Genomic DNA, 17,358 nt, shown 5'->3' with positions numbered 1-17,358 from the left:
GCGGGCTTTACCGCAGACTGAGGATACACTTACAGCAGGAGACCCGTGATGAAACCGATAGTTGCCGATACCGATGACCGCCGCTGGCAGGCGGTCTGTGAGCGTGATACCCGGGCCGATGGTCAGTTCGTCTTTGCGGTACTGACCACCGGCATCTGCTGCCGTCCCTCCTGCCGCTCGCGGCGCGCGCGGCGGGAAAACGTGCGCTTTTTTGCTGACGTCGCTGCTGCCGTGGCGGCGGGATTCCGCCCCTGCAAACGCTGCCAGCCGGATAAAGACTGCCCGCAGCAGCAAAGGATCGATAAAGTGGCGCAGGCCTGTCGCTTGCTGGAGCAGGAGGCGCCCCTGACCCTCGAGGCGCTGGCGCGCGAGCTGGCGGTCAGCCCGTTTCATTTCCACCGTTTATTCAAATCCGTGACCGGTATGACCCCCAAAGCCTGGCAGCAGGCGTGGCGCGCGCGACGCCTGCGGGAGGCGCTGGAGCAGGGGAAACCGGTGACCCGCGCCGCGCTGGCGGCCGGCTTCCCCGACAGTAGCAGCTATTATCGCCAGGCCGATGCCGCCTTAGGGATGACCGCCAGCCAGTTTCGCCGCGGCGGCGCCGCCGCCGTGGTGACCTGGACGACGGGCGACTGCGCGCTGGGCCGCTGCCTGGTGGCGCAAAGCGAACGCGGCGTCTGCGCCGTGCTGCCGGGTGATAACGATGCTGCATTGCTCGACGATCTGCACCAGCGCTTTCCCCGCGCCGAGCTGCGCCAGGGCGACCCTGAGTTTCGTCGTCAGATGGCGGAGATTTTCGCCCACCTCGACGACAGCCGGCGGCCGGTGTCGCTGCCGCTGGATCTGCAGGGCACCGCGTTCCAGCTGCAGGTCTGGCAGGCGCTGCGGCAGATCCCGGCGGGCGAGACCCGCAGCTACCGCCAGGTGGCGGAGCATATTGGCCAGCCGCGGGCGGTAAGAGCCGTGGCCGGCGCCTGCGCGGCGAATTCGCTGGCGGTGATCGTTCCCTGCCACCGGGTGGTGCGTGAGAATGGCGCGCTGTCCGGTTATCGTTGGGGAACCGCGCGAAAAGCGCAGCTGCTGGCGCGCGAGGCGCAACGAGAGGAGGAGTAATGCTCGATCTGTTTAGCGATACCCCACCGTGGCAGGAGCCGCTGGCCCCCGGCGCGGTGGTCCTTCGGCGCTTTGCCCGCGAGCGCGCTCCGGGGCTGCTGCAGGCGATTGCCGACGTCGCCCGTCAGTCGCCGTTTCGTCAGATGGTCACGCCGGGCGGGTACACCATGTCGGTGGCGATGACCAACTGCGGCCGGCTGGGCTGGACCACCGATCGCCACGGCTACCTCTACGCCCCGGTCGACCCGGTAACTCATCACACCTGGCCGCCGATGCCGGCCGTATTCCGTGAACTGGCGCTGGCGGCAGCCGCGGCCGGCGGCTATCCGGGCTTTTCCCCCGACGCCTGTCTGATTAACCGCTACCAGCCCGGCGCAAAGCTGTCGTTGCATCAGGATAAAGATGAACAGGATCTGCGGGCGCCGATCGTCTCGGTCTCGTTGGGCGTGCCGGCCATCTTTCAGTTTGGCGGGATGCAGCGCAGCGACCCGCTGCAGCGGCTGCTGCTGGAGCATGGCGATGTGGTGGTCTGGGGCGGGGAGTCGCGCCTGTTTTATCATGGCGTTCAGCCGCTGAAAGCGGGCCATCATCCCGAGACCGGAGACTGTCGATATAACCTCACCTTTCGGCAGGCGGGCCGTCCCGGCGATTAAAATAAGAATTATTCTTGATGTCACCGGCGAGCCGTTTAAACTGCTGGCTGTTTTGCTTTTCCGGATAGCCTGTTATGGAACTTCTTTCTCTCGTCTGGCGCCAGTATCGCTGGCCGTTTCTGGGCGTTATTGCCCTCAGCCTGCTCAGCGCCGCGCTGGGTATCGGCTTAATTGCCTTTATTAACCTGCGCCTGATCGCCACTGTCGATACCTCGCTGCGGGTGCTGCCGGAATTTCTTGGCCTGCTGGGGCTGTTGATGGCGGTGACCCTGGGCTCGCAGCTGGCGTTGACCACCCTCGGCCACCATTTTGTTTATCGCCTGCGCGGCGAGTTTGTGAAACGCATCCTCGATACCCAGATTGAACAGGTGGAGAAGATCGGCAGCGCGTCGCTGCTTGCCGGGCTGACCAGCGATATCCGCAATATTACCATCGCCTTTGTACGCCTCCCTGAGCTGGTGCAGGGGATCATTCTCACCTTCGGCTCCGCCGCTTATCTGGCCTGGCTGTCAGGAAAAATGATGCTGGTGACGGCCCTGTGGATGGCGCTCACCATCTGGGGCGGTTTTGTGCTGGTGTCGCGGGTCTACAGACATATGGCCAGCCTGCGCGAAACGGAAGATAAGCTCTATCACGACTACCAGACGGTGCTGGAAGGGCGCAAAGAGCTAACCCTCAACCGCGAGCGCGCGGAGTATGTGTTTAATCAGCTCTACCTCCCGGACGCCCGTGAGTACCGGCACCACATCGTTCGCGCCGATACCTTCCACCTCAGCGCGGTCAACTGGTCGAATATTATGATGCTTGGCGCCATCGGGCTGGTGTTCTGGATGGCCAACAGCCTCGGCTGGGCCGATACCGCCGTGGCGGCGACCTACTCCCTGACGCTGCTGTTTTTGCGCACGCCGCTGCTCTCCGCCGTCGGCGCGCTGCCCACGCTGCTGAGCGCCCAGGTGGCGTTCAACAAGCTGCGCCAGTTCTCCCTCGCCCCTTACCGGGCCGATTTCCCCCGGCCGCAGCCGCAGGCTGACTGGCAGACGCTGGAGCTGCGCGATGTCACTTTCCATTATCCGGACCATCGCTTTGCGGTAGGGCCGCTTAATCTGACGCTAAAACGCGGCGAACTGGTGTTTCTGATCGGCGGCAACGGCAGCGGCAAGTCAACCCTGGCGATGCTCCTGACCGGCCTGTATCAGCCGGTTTCCGGTCAGATTCTGGTGGACGGCCAGCCGCTGGCGGCGGATAAACCGGAGGCGTACCGCAAACTGTTCTCCGCCGTGTTTACCGACGTCTGGCTGTTCGACCGTCTGCTCGGGCCGCAGGGCGAGGAGGCCGATCCGGCGCTGGTGGCAACGTGGCTGGAGCGTCTGCAAATGGCCCACAAGCTGCAGCTGGATAACGGTAAGATCGGCGACCTGCGGCTGTCGAAAGGGCAGAAGAAGCGCGTGGCGCTCCTGCTGGCGCTGGCCGAGTCCCGGGATATCATTCTGCTGGATGAATGGGCGGCGGATCAGGATCCGCATTTCCGCCGCGAGTTCTACCAGGTCCTGCTGCCGTTGATGAAGCAGATGGGGAAAACCGTGTTCGCCATCAGCCATGACGATCACTACTTCCAGCACGCCGATCGCCTGCTGGAGATGCGTGCCGGGCAGCTGTCAGAGCTCACCGGCGAAGAGCGGGCGCAGGCCTCCCGCGATGCGGTGGCCCGCACGGCCTGATTCACGCTGCGCGCCCGGGGAAAGCCCGGGCGCTGCTGAAATTTTCAGCGTCTACATTGCTGACGGTTATTATTTCCCCCTCCTCGCGCTATGCTTAAGGCTTCCGGCCTGCAGGCCGGCTCACTATTCTCAAAAGGATTGCCCGACCGATGTCCGTTTTGCATAAAAAAAGCGCCCGCTTGCGTGACGAAGAGCGCGCCCGTCTGATTTGGCTGTTGAGCACCGATAAAGCGGTGACCTCTGCGCTGCTGGGCAAACTGACGCTGGCAGAACGTTACGATGAAGGTACGCTCGCCGATGACCTGGCCGAAGTGGAAATCCTGGTCTCGCATCTGCCGCCGCCGGATCTCGCCGATGCGCTGGAAGCGCTCCCCTATGACGCCCGCACCGCGCTGTGGTGCCAGGTGCCCGACGATAAACGCGGCGAAGTGCTGCTGGAAGCCTCAGAAAACGTCTGGGGCGACCTCATCGATAAGATGAGCGACCACGAGCTGCTGCAGGCGATGCAGCCGCTGGATATCGATGAACAGGTTTACCTGCTGCAGCATCTGCCGCGCAACCTGACCGGACGGTTGCTGGCGACCCTGCCGGCCGAGAAGCGCGCCCGTATTCGCCAAATCATGCGCTACGCCGACAACAGCGTCGGGTCGATCATGGAGTTTGAGGTCATTACGGTGCGGCCGGAGGCCACCCTGGCGGCGGTCCAGCGCTATTTGCGGCGTCTCGGTAAAATGCCGGAGAACACCGACAAACTGTTTGTCACCACCCGCAATAAGCTGCTGCTCGGCGAGCTGGAGCTGCAGACCATTCTGCTCAACGATGCGCAGAAGCGGGTGGGGGAGGTGATGGAGGGCGATCCGGTCACCTTTCAGCCGCACGAAGAGGCGGAGAAGGTGGCGCGCACCTTCGAACGTGATGACTTGCTCAGCGCCGCCGTTATCGATGCCGATGGTAAGCTGATCGGCCGTCTGACTATCGATGAGATCGTCGATGTGGTCTATGAAGAGACCGACAACGATCTGCGGCGGATGGGCGGTCTGAGCGATGAAGAAGATGTCTTCGCCCCGGTCAGCAAGGCGGTAAAAACGCGCTGGGCGTGGCTGGCGGTCAACCTGTGTACGGCGTTTATCGCATCCAGGGTCATCGACGGCTTCGAACACACCATTTCTCAGCTGGTGGCGCTGGCCTCGCTGATGCCGATCGTCGCCGGGATCGGCGGCAATACCGGCAACCAGACGATCACCATGATCGTCCGGGCGATGGCGCTGCAGCAGATCCAGCCCGGCAGCTTTACCTTCCTGATCCTGCGTGAAATGGGCGTTGCGCTGATTAATGGCCTGGTGTGGGGCGGGATCATGGGGGCCATCACCTGGTGGCTGTATGACGATCCGCAGCTTGGCGGAGTGATGACGCTGGCCATGATGCTCAACCTGCTGATGGCGGCGATGATGGGCGTCATAATCCCGATGGTCATGGTGAAGCTGGGGCGCGACCCGGCGGTCGGCTCCAGCGTGATGATCACCGCTATCACCGACACCGGCGGCTTCTTTATTTTTCTGGGGCTGGCGACGCTGTTTCTGATGTAGCCTGCGCTTTTGCCCGCAGGCGGCGGGGGATGATCGCCATCGCGACGATCCCCGCCAGCACGCCAATCGCCAGATTGCTGGTTCCTACCGTCGCGGCGACGGTCACCAGCATCACCAGCGTTTCCGGCCACGGATTGCGTGCCAGCTCGCCCGGGCGAATGCTGTGCCAGCTAAAGGTCTTCACCGCCACGATCACCATCACCCCGGCCAGGACCGCCATCGGGATCTTCGCCATCACCTGGCTGAGCGCTGTCACCAGCAGGAGCAGCACCAGGCCGGCGATCGCCGTAGAGAGACGGCTGCGGGCTTTACCCATTTCCACGTTAACGATGGTCTGGCCGATCATCGCGCAGCCCGCGATACCGCCATAACAGCCGGCGAGGATGTTGGCGATACCCAGCCCGGCGCTCTCCCGCGATTTATTCGACGGCGTATGGGTCAGGTCATCCACCAGCTTAGCCGTCAGCAAAGACTCCATCAGGCCGACAAAGGCGATGCTGAGGGCGCACGGCCAGATAATCTGCAGCGTGGCAAGATTGAGGGGAACGGTCAGGGCGGTGAATCCCGGCAGGCCGCCGCTCATCGAGCCTTCATCGCCGACGGTCGGCAGCAGCTGGCCGGTGGTGACGGTATAGAGAGTGAGCGCGACGATGGCGATTAGCGGCGCCGGGATAGCCTTAATAAAGCGCGGCGCCCACAGGACGATAAGCAGCGTGAGGACAAACAGGCCGACGATGAGCGGCTGACGGCTCCAGAAGTGCGGCACCTGGGCAAAGAAAATCAGGATCCCGAGGGCGTTGACGAACCCGGTCATCACCGCCGGGGGGATAAAGCGCATCAGGCGCGCCATGCCGCACAGACCAAACAAAATTTGAATAATACCCGCCAGAATGACGGCTGGCAGAATGTAACCCACGCCGTGCTGATGCACCATCGGGCCAATGACCAGCGCTACTGAGCCCGCGGCGGCGGTGACCATCGCCGGGCGTCCGCCGAGTAGCGACATCGCCAGACAGAGCACCACGGAAGCAATCAGGCTCACCTGCGGGTCAACGCCGGCGATGACAGAAAACGAAATCACTTCCGGGATTAACGCCAGGGCGGTGAGCATGCCGGCCAGGGCTTCGCGCGTCAGCAGCGACGGAGAACGGAGGATGGTGCGCAGGTTGCCGGAAGCGGCGGAGTCAGAAACTGGAGGCATAAAAAAAGTTCGCAGCTTATAAAAAAAGGAGGAGCGGTGTCAGACCCTGCTTCCGTGCGGTCTGTCACAAAACCAGGGATGATAGCGCGGAATCTACCAGCGCACCAGTACAAAAAGTGATTTGCTGTATACATTTATTAAACATTTTTATAACGGATCTCAAAACAGAACTTAAAATTTAAACAATATTTAAATTTTTGAGCTTCGGTGGTAACGTGAGGGGTGAGAATCGTATCACCTGCGCTAAATAAAAACAGCGAGTAAAGTAAGGCTCAAATCCGATGAATAAAAAGATGGCCGTACCACGCTCACAGGCGGTTGGTCCCAACAGCACTCGGACCAACACCCGCCATGAGCAAGAGACGGATGTATTGTTGATTGGCGGCGGCATTATGAGCGCCACACTGGGAACCTGGCTGCAGGAGCTTGAGCCAGACTGGTCTATTACCATGGTTGAGCAGATGTCCAGCGTGGCGGAAGAGAGCTCAAACGGGTGGAACAATGCGGGGACCGGCCACGCGGCGCTGATGGAGCTGAACTACACGCCGCAGACCGCCAACGGCATCAATATCGACAAAGCGGTCGACATCAACGAAGCCTTCCACATCTCGCGTCAGTTCTGGGCGCATCAGGTGACGCGCGGCGTCCTGAACAAACCAAAATCATTCATTAACAGCGTGCCGCACATGAGCTTTGTGTGGGGCGAAGATAACGTCAACTTCCTGCGCGCGCGCTATGCGGCTCTGCAGCAGAGCGAACTGTTCCGCGGCATTCGTTACTCTGAAGACCATCAGCAGATCAAAGCCTGGGCGCCGCTGGTGATGGAAGGTCGCGACCCGCTGCAAAAAGTGGCCGCCACCCGTACGGAAGTGGGAACCGACGTCAACTATGGCGAAATCACCCGCCAGCTGATCGCCAGCCTGCAAAAGCATGATAATTTCTCCCTCCAGTTGGGCACCGTGGTGCGTCGCTTCAAGCGCAACGCCGACAAGAGCTGGACGGTCACCCTGGCGGATGCCGACAACCGTCGTCAGAAGCGGGTTATTAAAGCCAAATTTATCTTTATCGGCGCCGGCGGCGCGGCGCTGACCCTGCTGCAGGAAACCGGCATTCCGCAGGCCAAAGAGTATGCGGGCTTTCCGGTCGGCGGCCAGTTCTTGGTCTGCGAAAATCCGGAGGTGGTAAACCACCATCTGGCGAAGGTATACGGCCAGGCCGAAGTGGGCGCGCCGCCGATGTCGGTGCCGCATATCGATACCCGTATTATCGACGGTAAACGCGTGGTGCTGTTCGGGCCGTTTGCGACCTTCTCGACCCGCTTCCTGAAGAACGGTTCGCTGTGGGATCTGCTGGCCTCGACCAATACCTCGAATATCCTGCCGATGCTCAACGTCGGCCTGGACAACTTCGATCTGGTGAAATATCTGATTAGCCAGGTGATGCAGAAAGACAAAGATCGTCTGGCCGCGCTGTGCGAATACTATCCGGAAGCGCGGAAAGAGGACTGGCGGTTGTGGCAGGCCGGTCAGCGCGTGCAGATCATCAAGCGCGATGCGAAGAAGGGCGGGGTGCTCCGCCTGGGCACCGAAGTGGTCAGCGATGACGAAGGCACCGTCGCGGCGCTGCTCGGCGCATCGCCAGGCGCCTCCACCGCGGCGCCTATCATGCTGCAGCTGATGGAAAAAGTGTTTAAGGACAAAGTTAATTCGCCGGAATGGCAGGCCAGGCTGAAGGCGATCATCCCGACCTACGGTATTCGCCTTGATGGCAACCCGGCGGAGATTGAGAAAGCGCTGGCGTGGACCAGTGAAGTGCTGGAGCTGAAATATGAGCCAGCCGCGGCGATGGATGAAGCCCCGCAGGCGGAGCTGAAGCTGCTGAGCGGCGGCAAGCCGATAGCGGATATCGCGCTCTGACAAAAACGGCAGCCTGCGGGCTGCCGTTTTTTTATTGCCGTTTTAATGGCGCGCCTTAGCGGACCTCGGCGTTACCGATAGTCTCCTCCGCGCGCCAGATGCGATATTTCACATCGACATTGGTCGGCGTGTAGACGACGATCGGCAGCTTGCTGTTGTAGCGCAGCATGGCGTCATCGCCGAGGCCGGCAGTCACAAATTTCTTCGTTTTCTTGCCGTCCGGGCAGGCCATCATGGTGGATACCGGGCCGCTCAGCTTATCAAAAACATAGTAGTCATAACCCCAGCCTTCCAGGGTTTTGCTTTCCAGCTCCCCGCCAAGACGATGGTGGTTGCAGTCAACTTCCAGCGTCTGGCCGATCATCAGCTCAACCTTCAGCGCCGATTCATCCTGCTGCTGCGGCAGCTGAATAACCTGACGCTTCATGCCTTTTTCCGCTTTCGGGAACGGCGCGACTTTTTCCAGCGGCTGGTCTGCGGCCAGGGCGCCGGCAGACATGCAGGCGGCGGTCAGCAGAGAAACGGCTAGCGTAGTGATTTTTTTCACGGTTGATCATCCTTTATTTTCGTTCCTGACAGAGATAGCCTATCATCACTTTGCTAAATGTTAAGATTTATTTACCAATTTTTGCAAAATGAATAGTGTTATCTACTGGTAAGACGTCGGCCGCGCAGAGCGCAACAGGGGCGCTGGCAGGCCGCCAGAGGCCTGCCGGTGAAATTATTCATTACGGCTATTTTTCGCTTCCTCAATAAATTCTTCATCGATTTCATCGGTGTTGCCAGCGTGTTCCCGCCCCGACAGCAAATTCCAGCAGGCGATAAACAAGGCGGCGATCAGCGGGCCGATAACAAAGCCGTTAATACCGTAGATCTCCATGCCGCCCAGCGTGGCGATCAGGATCAGGTAGTCCGGCATTTTGGTATCCTTGCCCACCAGCAGCGGACGCAGAATGTTGTCCACCAGGCCAATCACAATGACAAAGAAGCCGACAATAAAGGCGCCCTGCCACAGCTGGCCGGTGGCAAAAAGGTAAATCGCCGCCGGCACCCAGATAATGGCCGAGCCTACCGCCGGGATAAGCGACAGGAACGCCATCAGCGCGCCCCAGAGAATGCTGCCGTCCAGACCGGCGATCCAGAAGGCAAAGCCGCCCAGCGCCCCCTGCGCCAGCGCCACGGCGACGGTGCCTTTTACCGTGGCGCGGGCCACCGCGGCGAACTTAGCGAACAGGTGCTGCTTCACGTAGCTGGATAACGGCAGAGATTCGAGGATCAACAGCACCAGGTGAGGGCCATCCTTCAGCAGGAAGAACAGCAGGTAGAGCATAATGCCGAAGCTGACGGTGAAGCCAAAGGTGCCTTTACCAATCAGAAACGCGCTGCCGGCCAGATACTGGCCGCCTTTCAGGGCGACATCGGAGAGCTGCTGCTGGATCTGCTGCGCGCTATCCAGGTTATGTTCGGCGAGGAAGCTTCTGGCCCAGCCGGGGAGGTGGGCGATCAGGCTGGCGACCACCGTCGGGAACTGGGTATCGTTATGCTGCAGTTTGCTGTACACCACGTTCAGCTCGTAGGCCAGTGACGACAGGATAATCGCCAGCGGCGTGAACACGATAAGGCAGATAATGACGATGGTCATCAGCGCCGCAAGGCCGTTACGTTCGCCGAGGCGGGTGCGCATCTTGTTTTTGACCGGATTGAAAATCACCGCGAGGATGGCGGCCCAGAGGATGGCGGAATAATAGGGTGAGAGAACATCAAAAAAGGCCAGGGTTACAATGAAGACGATAAGGATGAAAAATCCTTTGGTAAGTCCATTAATTCTCATGTCATCCGCTCCTGCTTATGAGTCATACGGTCGAATAATAGATGCTACGACGTAATTTACCATCAGGATAGTCGTACTCTATACGCTGTGGCGCGGAAAGGGCACAAATTCAAGGAGCTGGGGGGAACAGGCGTAAAAGAGGGGCATAAAAAAACCAGCCTTAAAAGGCTGGTTTCTCAGGGATTTTTGGTCGGCACGAGAGGATTTGAACCTCCGACCCCCGACACCCCATGACGGTGCGCTACCAGGCTGCGCTACGTGCCGACGCGTGGGGAACAATATTACCCGTTCCCCAGGCGAATGCAAGCGGGTCGCGCGCGATTGATTCATAATTAATCAATCAGTTAGCGATAAAGCGTTTTTCATCGGTCAGGACCTGCAGCAACAGGCTGAGCTGCGGTTTCTGATCTTTGATTTTCTCACCGTCGCGGCTCCAGGTGGTATAGGTGCCGTTATGGTTGAGGACCACGGTGATAGCCGGGGTGGTAATCGCCAGCGTATCGCCGTTGGCCGCGGTGACCCAGTTCCGACGCCGCGCGGCGCTGAACAGATCTTCCCCCTGCGAATACTCATTGGCCGGCGTCGACACGTGAAGCAGGCGCTGCATCAGCGTGGTCATCACATCTTTGTTATCGGTCAGGGTGGCAATTTCCTGGGCCGGCGTGCCCGGCCAGTGAATAACCAGCGGCACCTGCAGCTGCTCGCGCGACCAGTCGAACGGGTCGTGTTTGACGTTAAGCGGCTTGCCGTGGCCGCCGGTGATAATGACCACCGTATTATCGAGCTTGCCGGCTTCGCGCAGCGCGGTCAGCACCCGATCGATCTGGGCATCAACGTCGCCTGCCGCCTTGCTATAACGGCGGACAAAGCCCTGCTGCTGCGTATCGTCGAGGGTGGTGCCATTGAGCGAGACCCACGAGAACCAGCGATTCTCATCCTGCGCGTAACGGTCCAGCCAGCCGATCCACTGATTGGCGGTCTGCTCGTCGCTCTGGGTCTTCGCGCTCGGCAGCGAGAAGTCGGAGAGCAGCGCCTGGCGATACAGCGGGCTGCTAAACCCATCGGAAGAGAACAGGCCCAGCTGGTAGCCCTGCTGGTTGAGAGCGGTGATCAGCGCCGCGGGAATACGCGCCGAGAGGACACCGTCCATATAGCCTGGCGAAATGCCGTAGAACAGGCCAAACAGGCCGCTGTCGGCGGTATTGCCCGAGCTCATATGCTGGGTAAAGTTCACGTTTTCTTTGGCAAACGCCGCCAGCGCCGGCATCGTTTTTTCAAACCGCGAGTAGTTCAGGTTGTCGACGGTGATCAGTAGCACGTTATAGCCCGCACCGAGGTCGCGGTAGCGCAGGTTACTGAGCGGATACTGGACCGATACCGCCTCCGGCGCCCCTTGCTCCACCAGGCGACGCTGATAATCCTGGGCGTCGAGCAGGCCATGTTTCTCAAGGAAACGACGGGCGGTCATCGGATAAGAAAGCGGTAGATTCGCTCGCTGCATGGTGATCGGGCGATAAAAATTGGCATCCGCCCATATATAGACCAGGTGGCTGCTGATGAACGACAAAAAGAAGAACCAGGCGACCGGGCGGGCGTAATGACGGCGACGCGTCAGGCTGCGCAGCTTTTGCCAGCTCCAGGTGGCGAAGAGCATTTCAATCAAAAAGATGACCGGGACGCTGATAAACATCAGCTGCCAGTCGCGCGCCATCTCATTCTGGTCAGGGTTGATGACCAGCTCCCAGACCACCGGGTTTAAATGAAGATGAAAGCGGGTAAAGACCTCGCTGTCTATCAGCAGCAGCGTCATCCCGGCGGTGGCAAGGATCACCGACAGGAAGCGCATCAGGCGCTGCGAGACCACGATAAAGGTCAACGGAAAGAGGATCAGCACATAGCTGGTAAACACCAGGAAGCTGAAGTGCCCGACGAGACTGACGTACGAAAAGAGTCGTCCGGCAAGCGTCGTCGGCCAGTCGGCGACAAAAAGGTAGCGGCTGCCGAGCACCATGGCCAACAACATGTTGAACAGGGCGAACCAGTGCCCCCAGCTAACCATCTGGGAGACTTTTTCTCGGTAGGGCTGACGTAGAGTCACCATATACTGTTGCTGTTATCCTTAATGCGCTGGATCGTCGTTAATCGAAGATTGCAAAGCCTGCGCGAAAGAACGGGCGATGGCCTGACGCTGCGCCGGCGCGACGCTACTGTTGATCAGGTTGGTCACCATATTGCCTAACACCATCAGTGAAAGGTCAACCGGGGCTTTGTGTGATTCCAGGACGTTCGTCAGCTCGCTGAGCAACTGTTCGACCTGTTGATCGCTATAGCGGGAAATTTGCGGCATAAACTCAAAATCTGTTTGTTCGTGAAAGGGCAACATATTACCGTAGCAGCAGCTTTTTTTCCGCATTTTTTCGCCGCGGCGCAAAAGCGCACCGATCGTCAGTCATGACGTCGAAATGTGTGGCGCCAGTTGCGTCGGCAACCCGGCGGTGGTTGAATACCGCCCGGTCTAAAAGGAGAGTTTAACATGAGTCTGGATATCGACCAGATTGCCCTGCATCAGTTAATCAAACGTGATGAACAAAATCTGGAGCTGGTGCTGCGCGAGTCACTGCTGGAGCCGAATGCGACGGTCGTCGAGATGATGGCTGAACTGCACCGGGTTTATAGCGCCAAAAGCAAAGCCTATGGCTTGTTCAATGAAGAGAGCGAACTGGCGCAGGCGCTGCGCCTGCAGCGTCAGGGGGAAGAGGAGTTTCTGGCGTTCAGCCGCGCGGCGACCGGCCGCCTGCGCGATGAGCTGGCGAAATATCCGTTCGCCGAAGGGGGCATTGTCCTCTTCTGTCAGTATCGTTACCTGGCGGTCGAGTATCTGCTGGTGGCGGTGCTCAATAACCTGAGCAGCATGCGCGTCAACGAAGAGCTGGATATCCGCTCGACCCATTATCTGGATATTAACCATGCCGATATCGTCGCGCGCATCGATCTGACCGAGTGGGAAACCAACCCGGAGTCGACCCGCTACCTGACCTTCCTGAAAGGGCGGGTGGGGCGCAAAGTGGCCGATTTCTTCATGGATTTCCTCGGCGCCAGCGAAGGTCTCAACGCCAAAGCGCAGAACCGCGGCCTGCTGCAGGCGGTGGATGACTTTGCCGCCGACGCGCAGCTTGATAAATCCGAGCGACAGAATGTGCGTCAGCAGGTCTATGCTTACTGCAATGAACAGCTGCAGGCCGGGGAAGAGATTGAGCTGGAGTCGCTGTCCAAAGAGCTCGCCGGCGTCAGCGAAAAGAGCTTCCAGGAATTCACCGCCGAGCAGGGCTACGAGCTGGAAGAGAGCTTCCCGGCGGATCGCAGCACCTTACGTCAGCTGACCAAGTTTGCCGGCAGCGGCGGCGGTTTGACCATTAACTTCGACGCGATGCTGCTGGGCGAACGCGTATTCTGGGATCCCGCCACCGATACCCTGACCATTAAGGGCACCCCGCCGAACCTGCGCGACCAGCTGCAGCGCCGGACGTCCGGCGGCAACTAAGCGCCACGCCCCGTCAGCGCGACCGCTGAACGGGGACGATCTCCACGCCGCTCTGCACCAGCCGCTGGCGCAGCGCGGCGTCGGGCTCCCCATCGACGATAAGCGTACTGGCGAGGTTCAGCTCGCCGATGGCAAAGGCCGACGCGGCGTTGAGCTTTTCCCGGGAGGCCATCACCACGGTTTCCGCGGCCCTGGCCGCCAGCGCGCGCTTGATGCCTGCCTCTTCATAATCACCGGTGGTAAAACCCGCTCGCGGGTGGACGCCGGTCACCCCCATAAAGAACACATCGGCGTTGATCCGCGCCATTGCTTCCAGCGTTTCAGGGCCGACGGCGACAACCGAATGCTTAAACACTTTGCCGCCGAGCAGGATCACCTCGATTCGCGGGTGATCGACCAGCGCCACGGCGATGCCGGGGCTGTGAGTGACCACCGTGCAGCTGAGGTCGGCGGGTAATAAGCCGATCATCGCCGCGGTGGTGGTGCCGCCATCGACAATCACCACCTGTCCAGGCTGGATCAGGCCGGCGGCAGCGCGCGCCACCGCCTGTTTGGAGGCGATTTGCACGCTTTTGCGTGTTTCAATAGGGGCGATGGCGGCAGAGACCGGCAGCGCCCCGCCGTGGACTCGCTGCAGTTTTCCTTCCGCCGCCAGCTCGCGCAGATCGCGGCGAATGGAGTCCTCAGAGACGTTAAACCGTTGGCTCAGCTCCCCGGACATCACCTGTTTTTCCTCCGCAAGGATCTGCAGGATTTGCTGTTTTCGTTGACTGGCGAGCATGATTTTTCCTTCACGAGTGATCTTGTTTATGCACGATTATGCATGTTATGGTGCCTGCTGTCATCTGAAAGGGGATATAACATGCAAACTCACGCACCGCACGTCCGACACGTTCGCGAGACGCTGCTCTCTGATAACTGGTACACGCTGAAAAAATATACCTTTGAACTGCAGCGCCGGGACGGACGCTGGCAGGAGCAGAGCCGCGAGGCCTACGATCGCGGCAACGGCGCGGTCATTTTACTCTACAACCGGGAAAAGCGGACGGTGGTCCTGACCCGTCAGTTCCGTTTTCCGGTGTTTACTCACGGTCACGACGGATATCTAATTGAAGCGGCGGCAGGGCTGTTGGATAACGCCTCGCCGGAGGCGCGGATCGTTGCCGAAGCGGAAGAGGAGACCGGCTTTCGGGTGACGCGCATCGAGCCCCTCTTCACCGTCTTTATGAGCCCCGGCTCTGTCACCGAAAAACTCTACTTTTTTATCGCCGAATATCAGGCCGATGACCGGCAGGGAGACGGCGGCGGGCTGGCGGCGGAAGGTGAGGACATTGAAGTGCTGGAGTGGCCCCTGGCGCGGGCGCTGCAGGCCATTCGCGATGGCGAGATCATGGATGCCAAAACCATTATCCTGCTGCAGCACCTGGCGCTGAATGCCGACACGCTCCTCGCCGGCTGAGCGGCAAGGAGCAGGGAGGGTTAACGCAGCTCGCGGGCAATGGCGCTGTACATCAGCGCCGCTTCCAGCGGCTGGGCGTTAAAGGAAGGTTCCGCCTGCGGCCAGGTCGACCACTGGACGATCACCAGGTGTTCCGCACGGTTCACCATGATCACCTGGCCGTAGATCCCCAGCGCCCACAGCGAGTCTTTCAGCCCTTCCTGCGGCGTCGGCTGGACGTTTTGCGCATTCGCCGGAATGGCGTTATTCCACCACTGATAGCCGTAGATACCTTGCGGATGCGCCGCCGAGACCGAGTTCAGCGCAGTGGTCCAGCTTGTGGCCTGATCGAACCAGCCCGCCGGCACCAGCTGTTTGCCGTTGCTTAACCGACCATCGCGGGCGACGAATTCGCCGAAGCGGCCCCAGTCTTCAAGGGTGGCGTTAAAGCCGTGGGCGCCGACATCGTGCTTCCCTTGCTGATAAGCATGCCATACGCCGTCGTGGGCCATCCCGGCGGGCCGCCACAGCGACTGCTCAAGCCAGGCGGCCAGCGACATGCCGGTGGCGCGCTCCAGGATATCGCCCAGCAGCCAGGCGCCGCCGGAAGAGTAGGACCACTGCTCGCCCGCCGGATGTTTGCGCGCCAGGCCGGTGACGATCTTGCGCACGCAGGCATAGGCCCCGGGCTGCGCCTCGCACTGGGTCAGGCGGGCGAAGTGCGACTGCGGGTCGGTGTAGTCTTCATTCCATTCCACACCGCTGGTGTGCTGCATCAACTGCTTCAGCGTCACGCCGTCCCAGGCGGTGCCTTTCAGTTCGGGTTCATAAACGGTAATCAGATCATCGAGGGAGTGGATCTTACCCTGCTGAATGGCGATACCCACCAGCGTCGAGACCACCGATTTTCCCACCGAGCGTGAGGTCCACAGGGTGGTATCGGTGTTGCCGTCGCCAAGATATTTCCAGGCGACTTTGCCGTCTTTCAGCACCAGCATACCGCTGACGTTCTCGCGCTTCAGGTAATCCTGCAGGGTCCAGGTGTGGCCGTTGAGGGTATAGTGGGCATCGGTCAATTGTTTTTCAGCGCGTTCCAGCGGCGCCGAGGCGCCGTGGCGGAAAACATCGCCGGCATAGTTGCGATAGTCATTTCGAAAGCCAATCACGCGTGAAGTCTGATCCCAGCTGAGCATATCTTTGGCGGCGGGTAGCGTTTGGTCGTAAGGCGTTGGGCAGACATCCAGCGTCAGGTCGCCGCAGCGTTGTGCCATTGCCGCGGCCGGCAGCGCCGCCAGGATTAACGCCAGGGCCAGTGGTTTTCTTATCATCATCCTTTCCTCGTTTGCCATAGATTCGCATCGCAGTATATAAATCGGCGCGCGGCGGCTAAAATCAGTAAAGGGGGGATTTTCCCCCGCAAGGGAGAGAAGGATGAAAACCCTGCAGTATTCTTTCGCGCAGATTGAAGCATTCGCCACCATCGCCGAGACCGGCAGCCTGTCGCGGGCGGCCATTCGGTTAGGTAAAGACCGAACCACGCTGCGCGATCTGCTGGACTATCTGGAAGATGCGCTGGGCTATCGGCTGTTCAGCCGGGAAGGGCGTACCCTGACCTTAACCGCCGAAGGGGAGCAGCTTTTTCGTCAGGCGCATCTGCTGTTGCGCCAGGCGCAGGCTTTCGAGTCTTTTGCGCAAACGCTGCCGCAAACCGCCGGGCAGGCGCTGCGTCTGGTATACGATCCCTTTATCCCACGTGATTTTCTCTGCGCGCTGGCCGATACGCTGGCCCGGCGGCAGATCCGGTTAAGCTGCTGGAGCGCCTCGCGGCGCGAAGCCGAGCAGGCGCTGAGCGATGGCGTGGCGGATATGGCGATGTGCCAGGCCAACAACCGCACGCTGGGCAGCGAAATGGAGTGGCGGGCGCTCGGCACCGTGGATCTGCGTTTCTACGCGGCGGACCGCCTGTTCCGGGATGCCGCGCGGCCGCTGACGCTGCTGAATCTGTCGTTGACGCCGCAGCTGGTGATGCACCGGCGCAGCGACGATCAGATTGCCCGCCGGCTGCAGATCTCCGGCCATACGCTGTATATGAACGAAATTACCCTGCTGCGCCATGCGATGGAGCAGGGGAGGGGCTGGGGGTTTTTACCGGACCATTTGCGGCCAGGCGAGTGGCAGGGAGTCGGTGAAATCGCGACGGAGGTCGGCAGTCAGGGGCTGAACGTCACCATGGTGATGCTCTGGCTGCCCGGAATGAATAAGCACCGGCTGCTGAGCGACATCGTGGACGAGGCGCCGGCGCTTTGGCGGCGCGGATAACAAAACGCCCCGGAGCCGAAGACCCCGGGGCGCTTGCCATAC

At 60.3% G+C, this 17,358-nt stretch carries 15 protein-coding genes and 1 tRNA gene; 8 read left to right on the top strand and 8 right to left on the bottom strand.

From position 1 onward, the window contains the following. The first annotated feature begins 48 nt into the window (after positions 1 to 48). The 4 genes from ada (at position 49) to mgtE (ending at position 5,070) form a co-directional block, all read left to right on the top strand. Positions 49 to 1,113: a bifunctional DNA-binding transcriptional regulator/O6-methylguanine-DNA methyltransferase Ada gene (ada, locus tag ABLU95_RS06685; protein WP_348879092.1), complete on the top strand. Its 1,065-nt coding sequence runs from the start codon at positions 49 to 51 to the stop codon at positions 1,111 to 1,113. Continuing rightward, complete coding sequence (gene alkB / locus ABLU95_RS06680) at positions 1,113 to 1,766, top strand: DNA oxidative demethylase AlkB (RefSeq protein WP_261902164.1); 654 nt, start codon at positions 1,113 to 1,115, stop codon at positions 1,764 to 1,766. The genes ada and alkB overlap by 1 nt, the downstream gene beginning before the upstream one ends. Positions 1,767 to 1,840: 74 nt before the next feature. Continuing rightward, positions 1,841 to 3,484 carry a multidrug ABC transporter permease/ATP-binding protein gene (locus ABLU95_RS06675; RefSeq protein ID WP_087849524.1) on the top strand — a complete coding sequence of 548 codons (1,644 nt, stop codon included), beginning with the start codon at positions 1,841 to 1,843 and terminating at the stop codon, positions 3,482 to 3,484. A 149-nt stretch (positions 3,485 to 3,633) separates the two neighbouring features. After that, entirely contained in the window at positions 3,634 to 5,070 is a 1,437-nt protein-coding gene (gene mgtE / locus ABLU95_RS06670) for a magnesium transporter (protein ID WP_080901692.1), read from the top strand. Here mgtE and ABLU95_RS06665 read toward each other — a convergent pair. Next, positions 5,033 to 6,181 carry a SulP family inorganic anion transporter gene (locus tag ABLU95_RS06665; protein WP_085551333.1) on the bottom strand — a complete coding sequence of 383 codons (1,149 nt, stop codon included), beginning with the start codon at positions 6,179 to 6,181 and terminating at the stop codon, positions 5,033 to 5,035. The two genes, mgtE and ABLU95_RS06665, sit on opposite strands and share 38 nt — an antisense overlap. A 371-nt stretch (positions 6,182 to 6,552) precedes the next feature. Here ABLU95_RS06665 and mqo point away from each other — a divergent pair, with 371 nt between their 5' ends. Further along, entirely contained in the window at positions 6,553 to 8,187 is a 1,635-nt protein-coding gene (mqo, locus tag ABLU95_RS06660; protein ID WP_348879090.1) for a malate dehydrogenase (quinone), read from the top strand. 55 nt (positions 8,188 to 8,242) lie between these two features. Here mqo and eco read toward each other — a convergent pair whose 3' ends face one another. The 5 genes from eco to ABLU95_RS06635 all read right to left on the bottom strand — a co-directional run bounded on the left by eco (position 8,243) and on the right by ABLU95_RS06635 (position 12,365). Then, complete coding sequence (gene eco / locus ABLU95_RS06655; RefSeq protein ID WP_023290474.1) at positions 8,243 to 8,734, bottom strand: serine protease inhibitor ecotin; 492 nt, start codon at positions 8,732 to 8,734, stop codon at positions 8,243 to 8,245. 174 nt (positions 8,735 to 8,908) lie between these two features. Next, entirely contained in the window at positions 8,909 to 10,018 is a 1,110-nt protein-coding gene (locus tag ABLU95_RS06650) for an AI-2E family transporter (protein ID WP_348879088.1), read from the bottom strand. A gap of 187 nt (positions 10,019 to 10,205) precedes the next feature. Continuing rightward, a tRNA-Pro gene (locus ABLU95_RS06645) sits at positions 10,206 to 10,282 on the bottom strand. A 76-nt stretch (positions 10,283 to 10,358) separates the two neighbouring features. After that, positions 10,359 to 12,119, bottom strand: coding sequence for an LPS biosynthesis-modulating metalloenzyme YejM (gene yejM, locus ABLU95_RS06640; RefSeq protein ID WP_049013176.1), 1,761 nt, complete (start codon positions 12,117 to 12,119; stop codon positions 10,359 to 10,361). A gap of 18 nt (positions 12,120 to 12,137) precedes the next feature. After that, positions 12,138 to 12,365 carry a YejL family protein gene (locus ABLU95_RS06635; protein WP_004195346.1) on the bottom strand — a complete coding sequence of 76 codons (228 nt, stop codon included), beginning with the start codon at positions 12,363 to 12,365 and terminating at the stop codon, positions 12,138 to 12,140. 186 nt (positions 12,366 to 12,551) lie between these two features. On the opposite strand from ABLU95_RS06635, the gene yejK reads away from it, so the two are divergent. Continuing rightward, the gene (gene yejK, locus ABLU95_RS06630) at positions 12,552 to 13,559 is read left to right on the top strand and encodes a nucleoid-associated protein YejK (protein ID WP_004144267.1); all 1,008 of its coding nucleotides are present in this window, start codon (positions 12,552 to 12,554) and stop codon (positions 13,557 to 13,559) included. A 13-nt stretch (positions 13,560 to 13,572) separates the two neighbouring features. Here the strand turns inward: yejK and ABLU95_RS06625 are convergent, their stop codons facing one another. Beyond that, a complete protein-coding gene (locus ABLU95_RS06625) occupies positions 13,573 to 14,340 on the bottom strand; it encodes a DeoR/GlpR family DNA-binding transcription regulator (protein ID WP_049013174.1) in 768 nt (255 codons plus the stop codon). A gap of 81 nt (positions 14,341 to 14,421) precedes the next feature. Here ABLU95_RS06625 and ABLU95_RS06620 point away from each other — a divergent pair, with 81 nt between their 5' ends. Then, positions 14,422 to 15,018 (top strand): NUDIX domain-containing protein, encoded by a 597-nt coding sequence (locus ABLU95_RS06620; RefSeq protein WP_032453543.1) that lies wholly within the window; start codon positions 14,422 to 14,424, stop codon positions 15,016 to 15,018. A gap of 20 nt (positions 15,019 to 15,038) precedes the next feature. Here the strand turns inward: ABLU95_RS06620 and ABLU95_RS06615 are convergent, their stop codons facing one another. Next, positions 15,039 to 16,325 (bottom strand): serine hydrolase, encoded by a 1,287-nt coding sequence (locus ABLU95_RS06615; protein ID WP_348879086.1) that lies wholly within the window; start codon positions 16,323 to 16,325, stop codon positions 15,039 to 15,041. A gap of 103 nt (positions 16,326 to 16,428) precedes the next feature. On the opposite strand from ABLU95_RS06615, the gene ABLU95_RS06610 reads away from it, so the two are divergent. After that, positions 16,429 to 17,316: a LysR family transcriptional regulator gene (locus tag ABLU95_RS06610; protein ID WP_080901696.1), complete on the top strand. Its 888-nt coding sequence runs from the start codon at positions 16,429 to 16,431 to the stop codon at positions 17,314 to 17,316. The last annotated feature ends 42 nt before the right edge of the window (positions 17,317 to 17,358 follow it).

It is taken from the genome of Klebsiella sp. GG_Kp146 (assembly GCF_040061975.1).
Lineage (GTDB): Bacteria > Pseudomonadota > Gammaproteobacteria > Enterobacterales > Enterobacteriaceae > Klebsiella > Klebsiella quasipneumoniae.
This window is presented reverse-complemented; position numbering and strand designations above follow the sequence as displayed.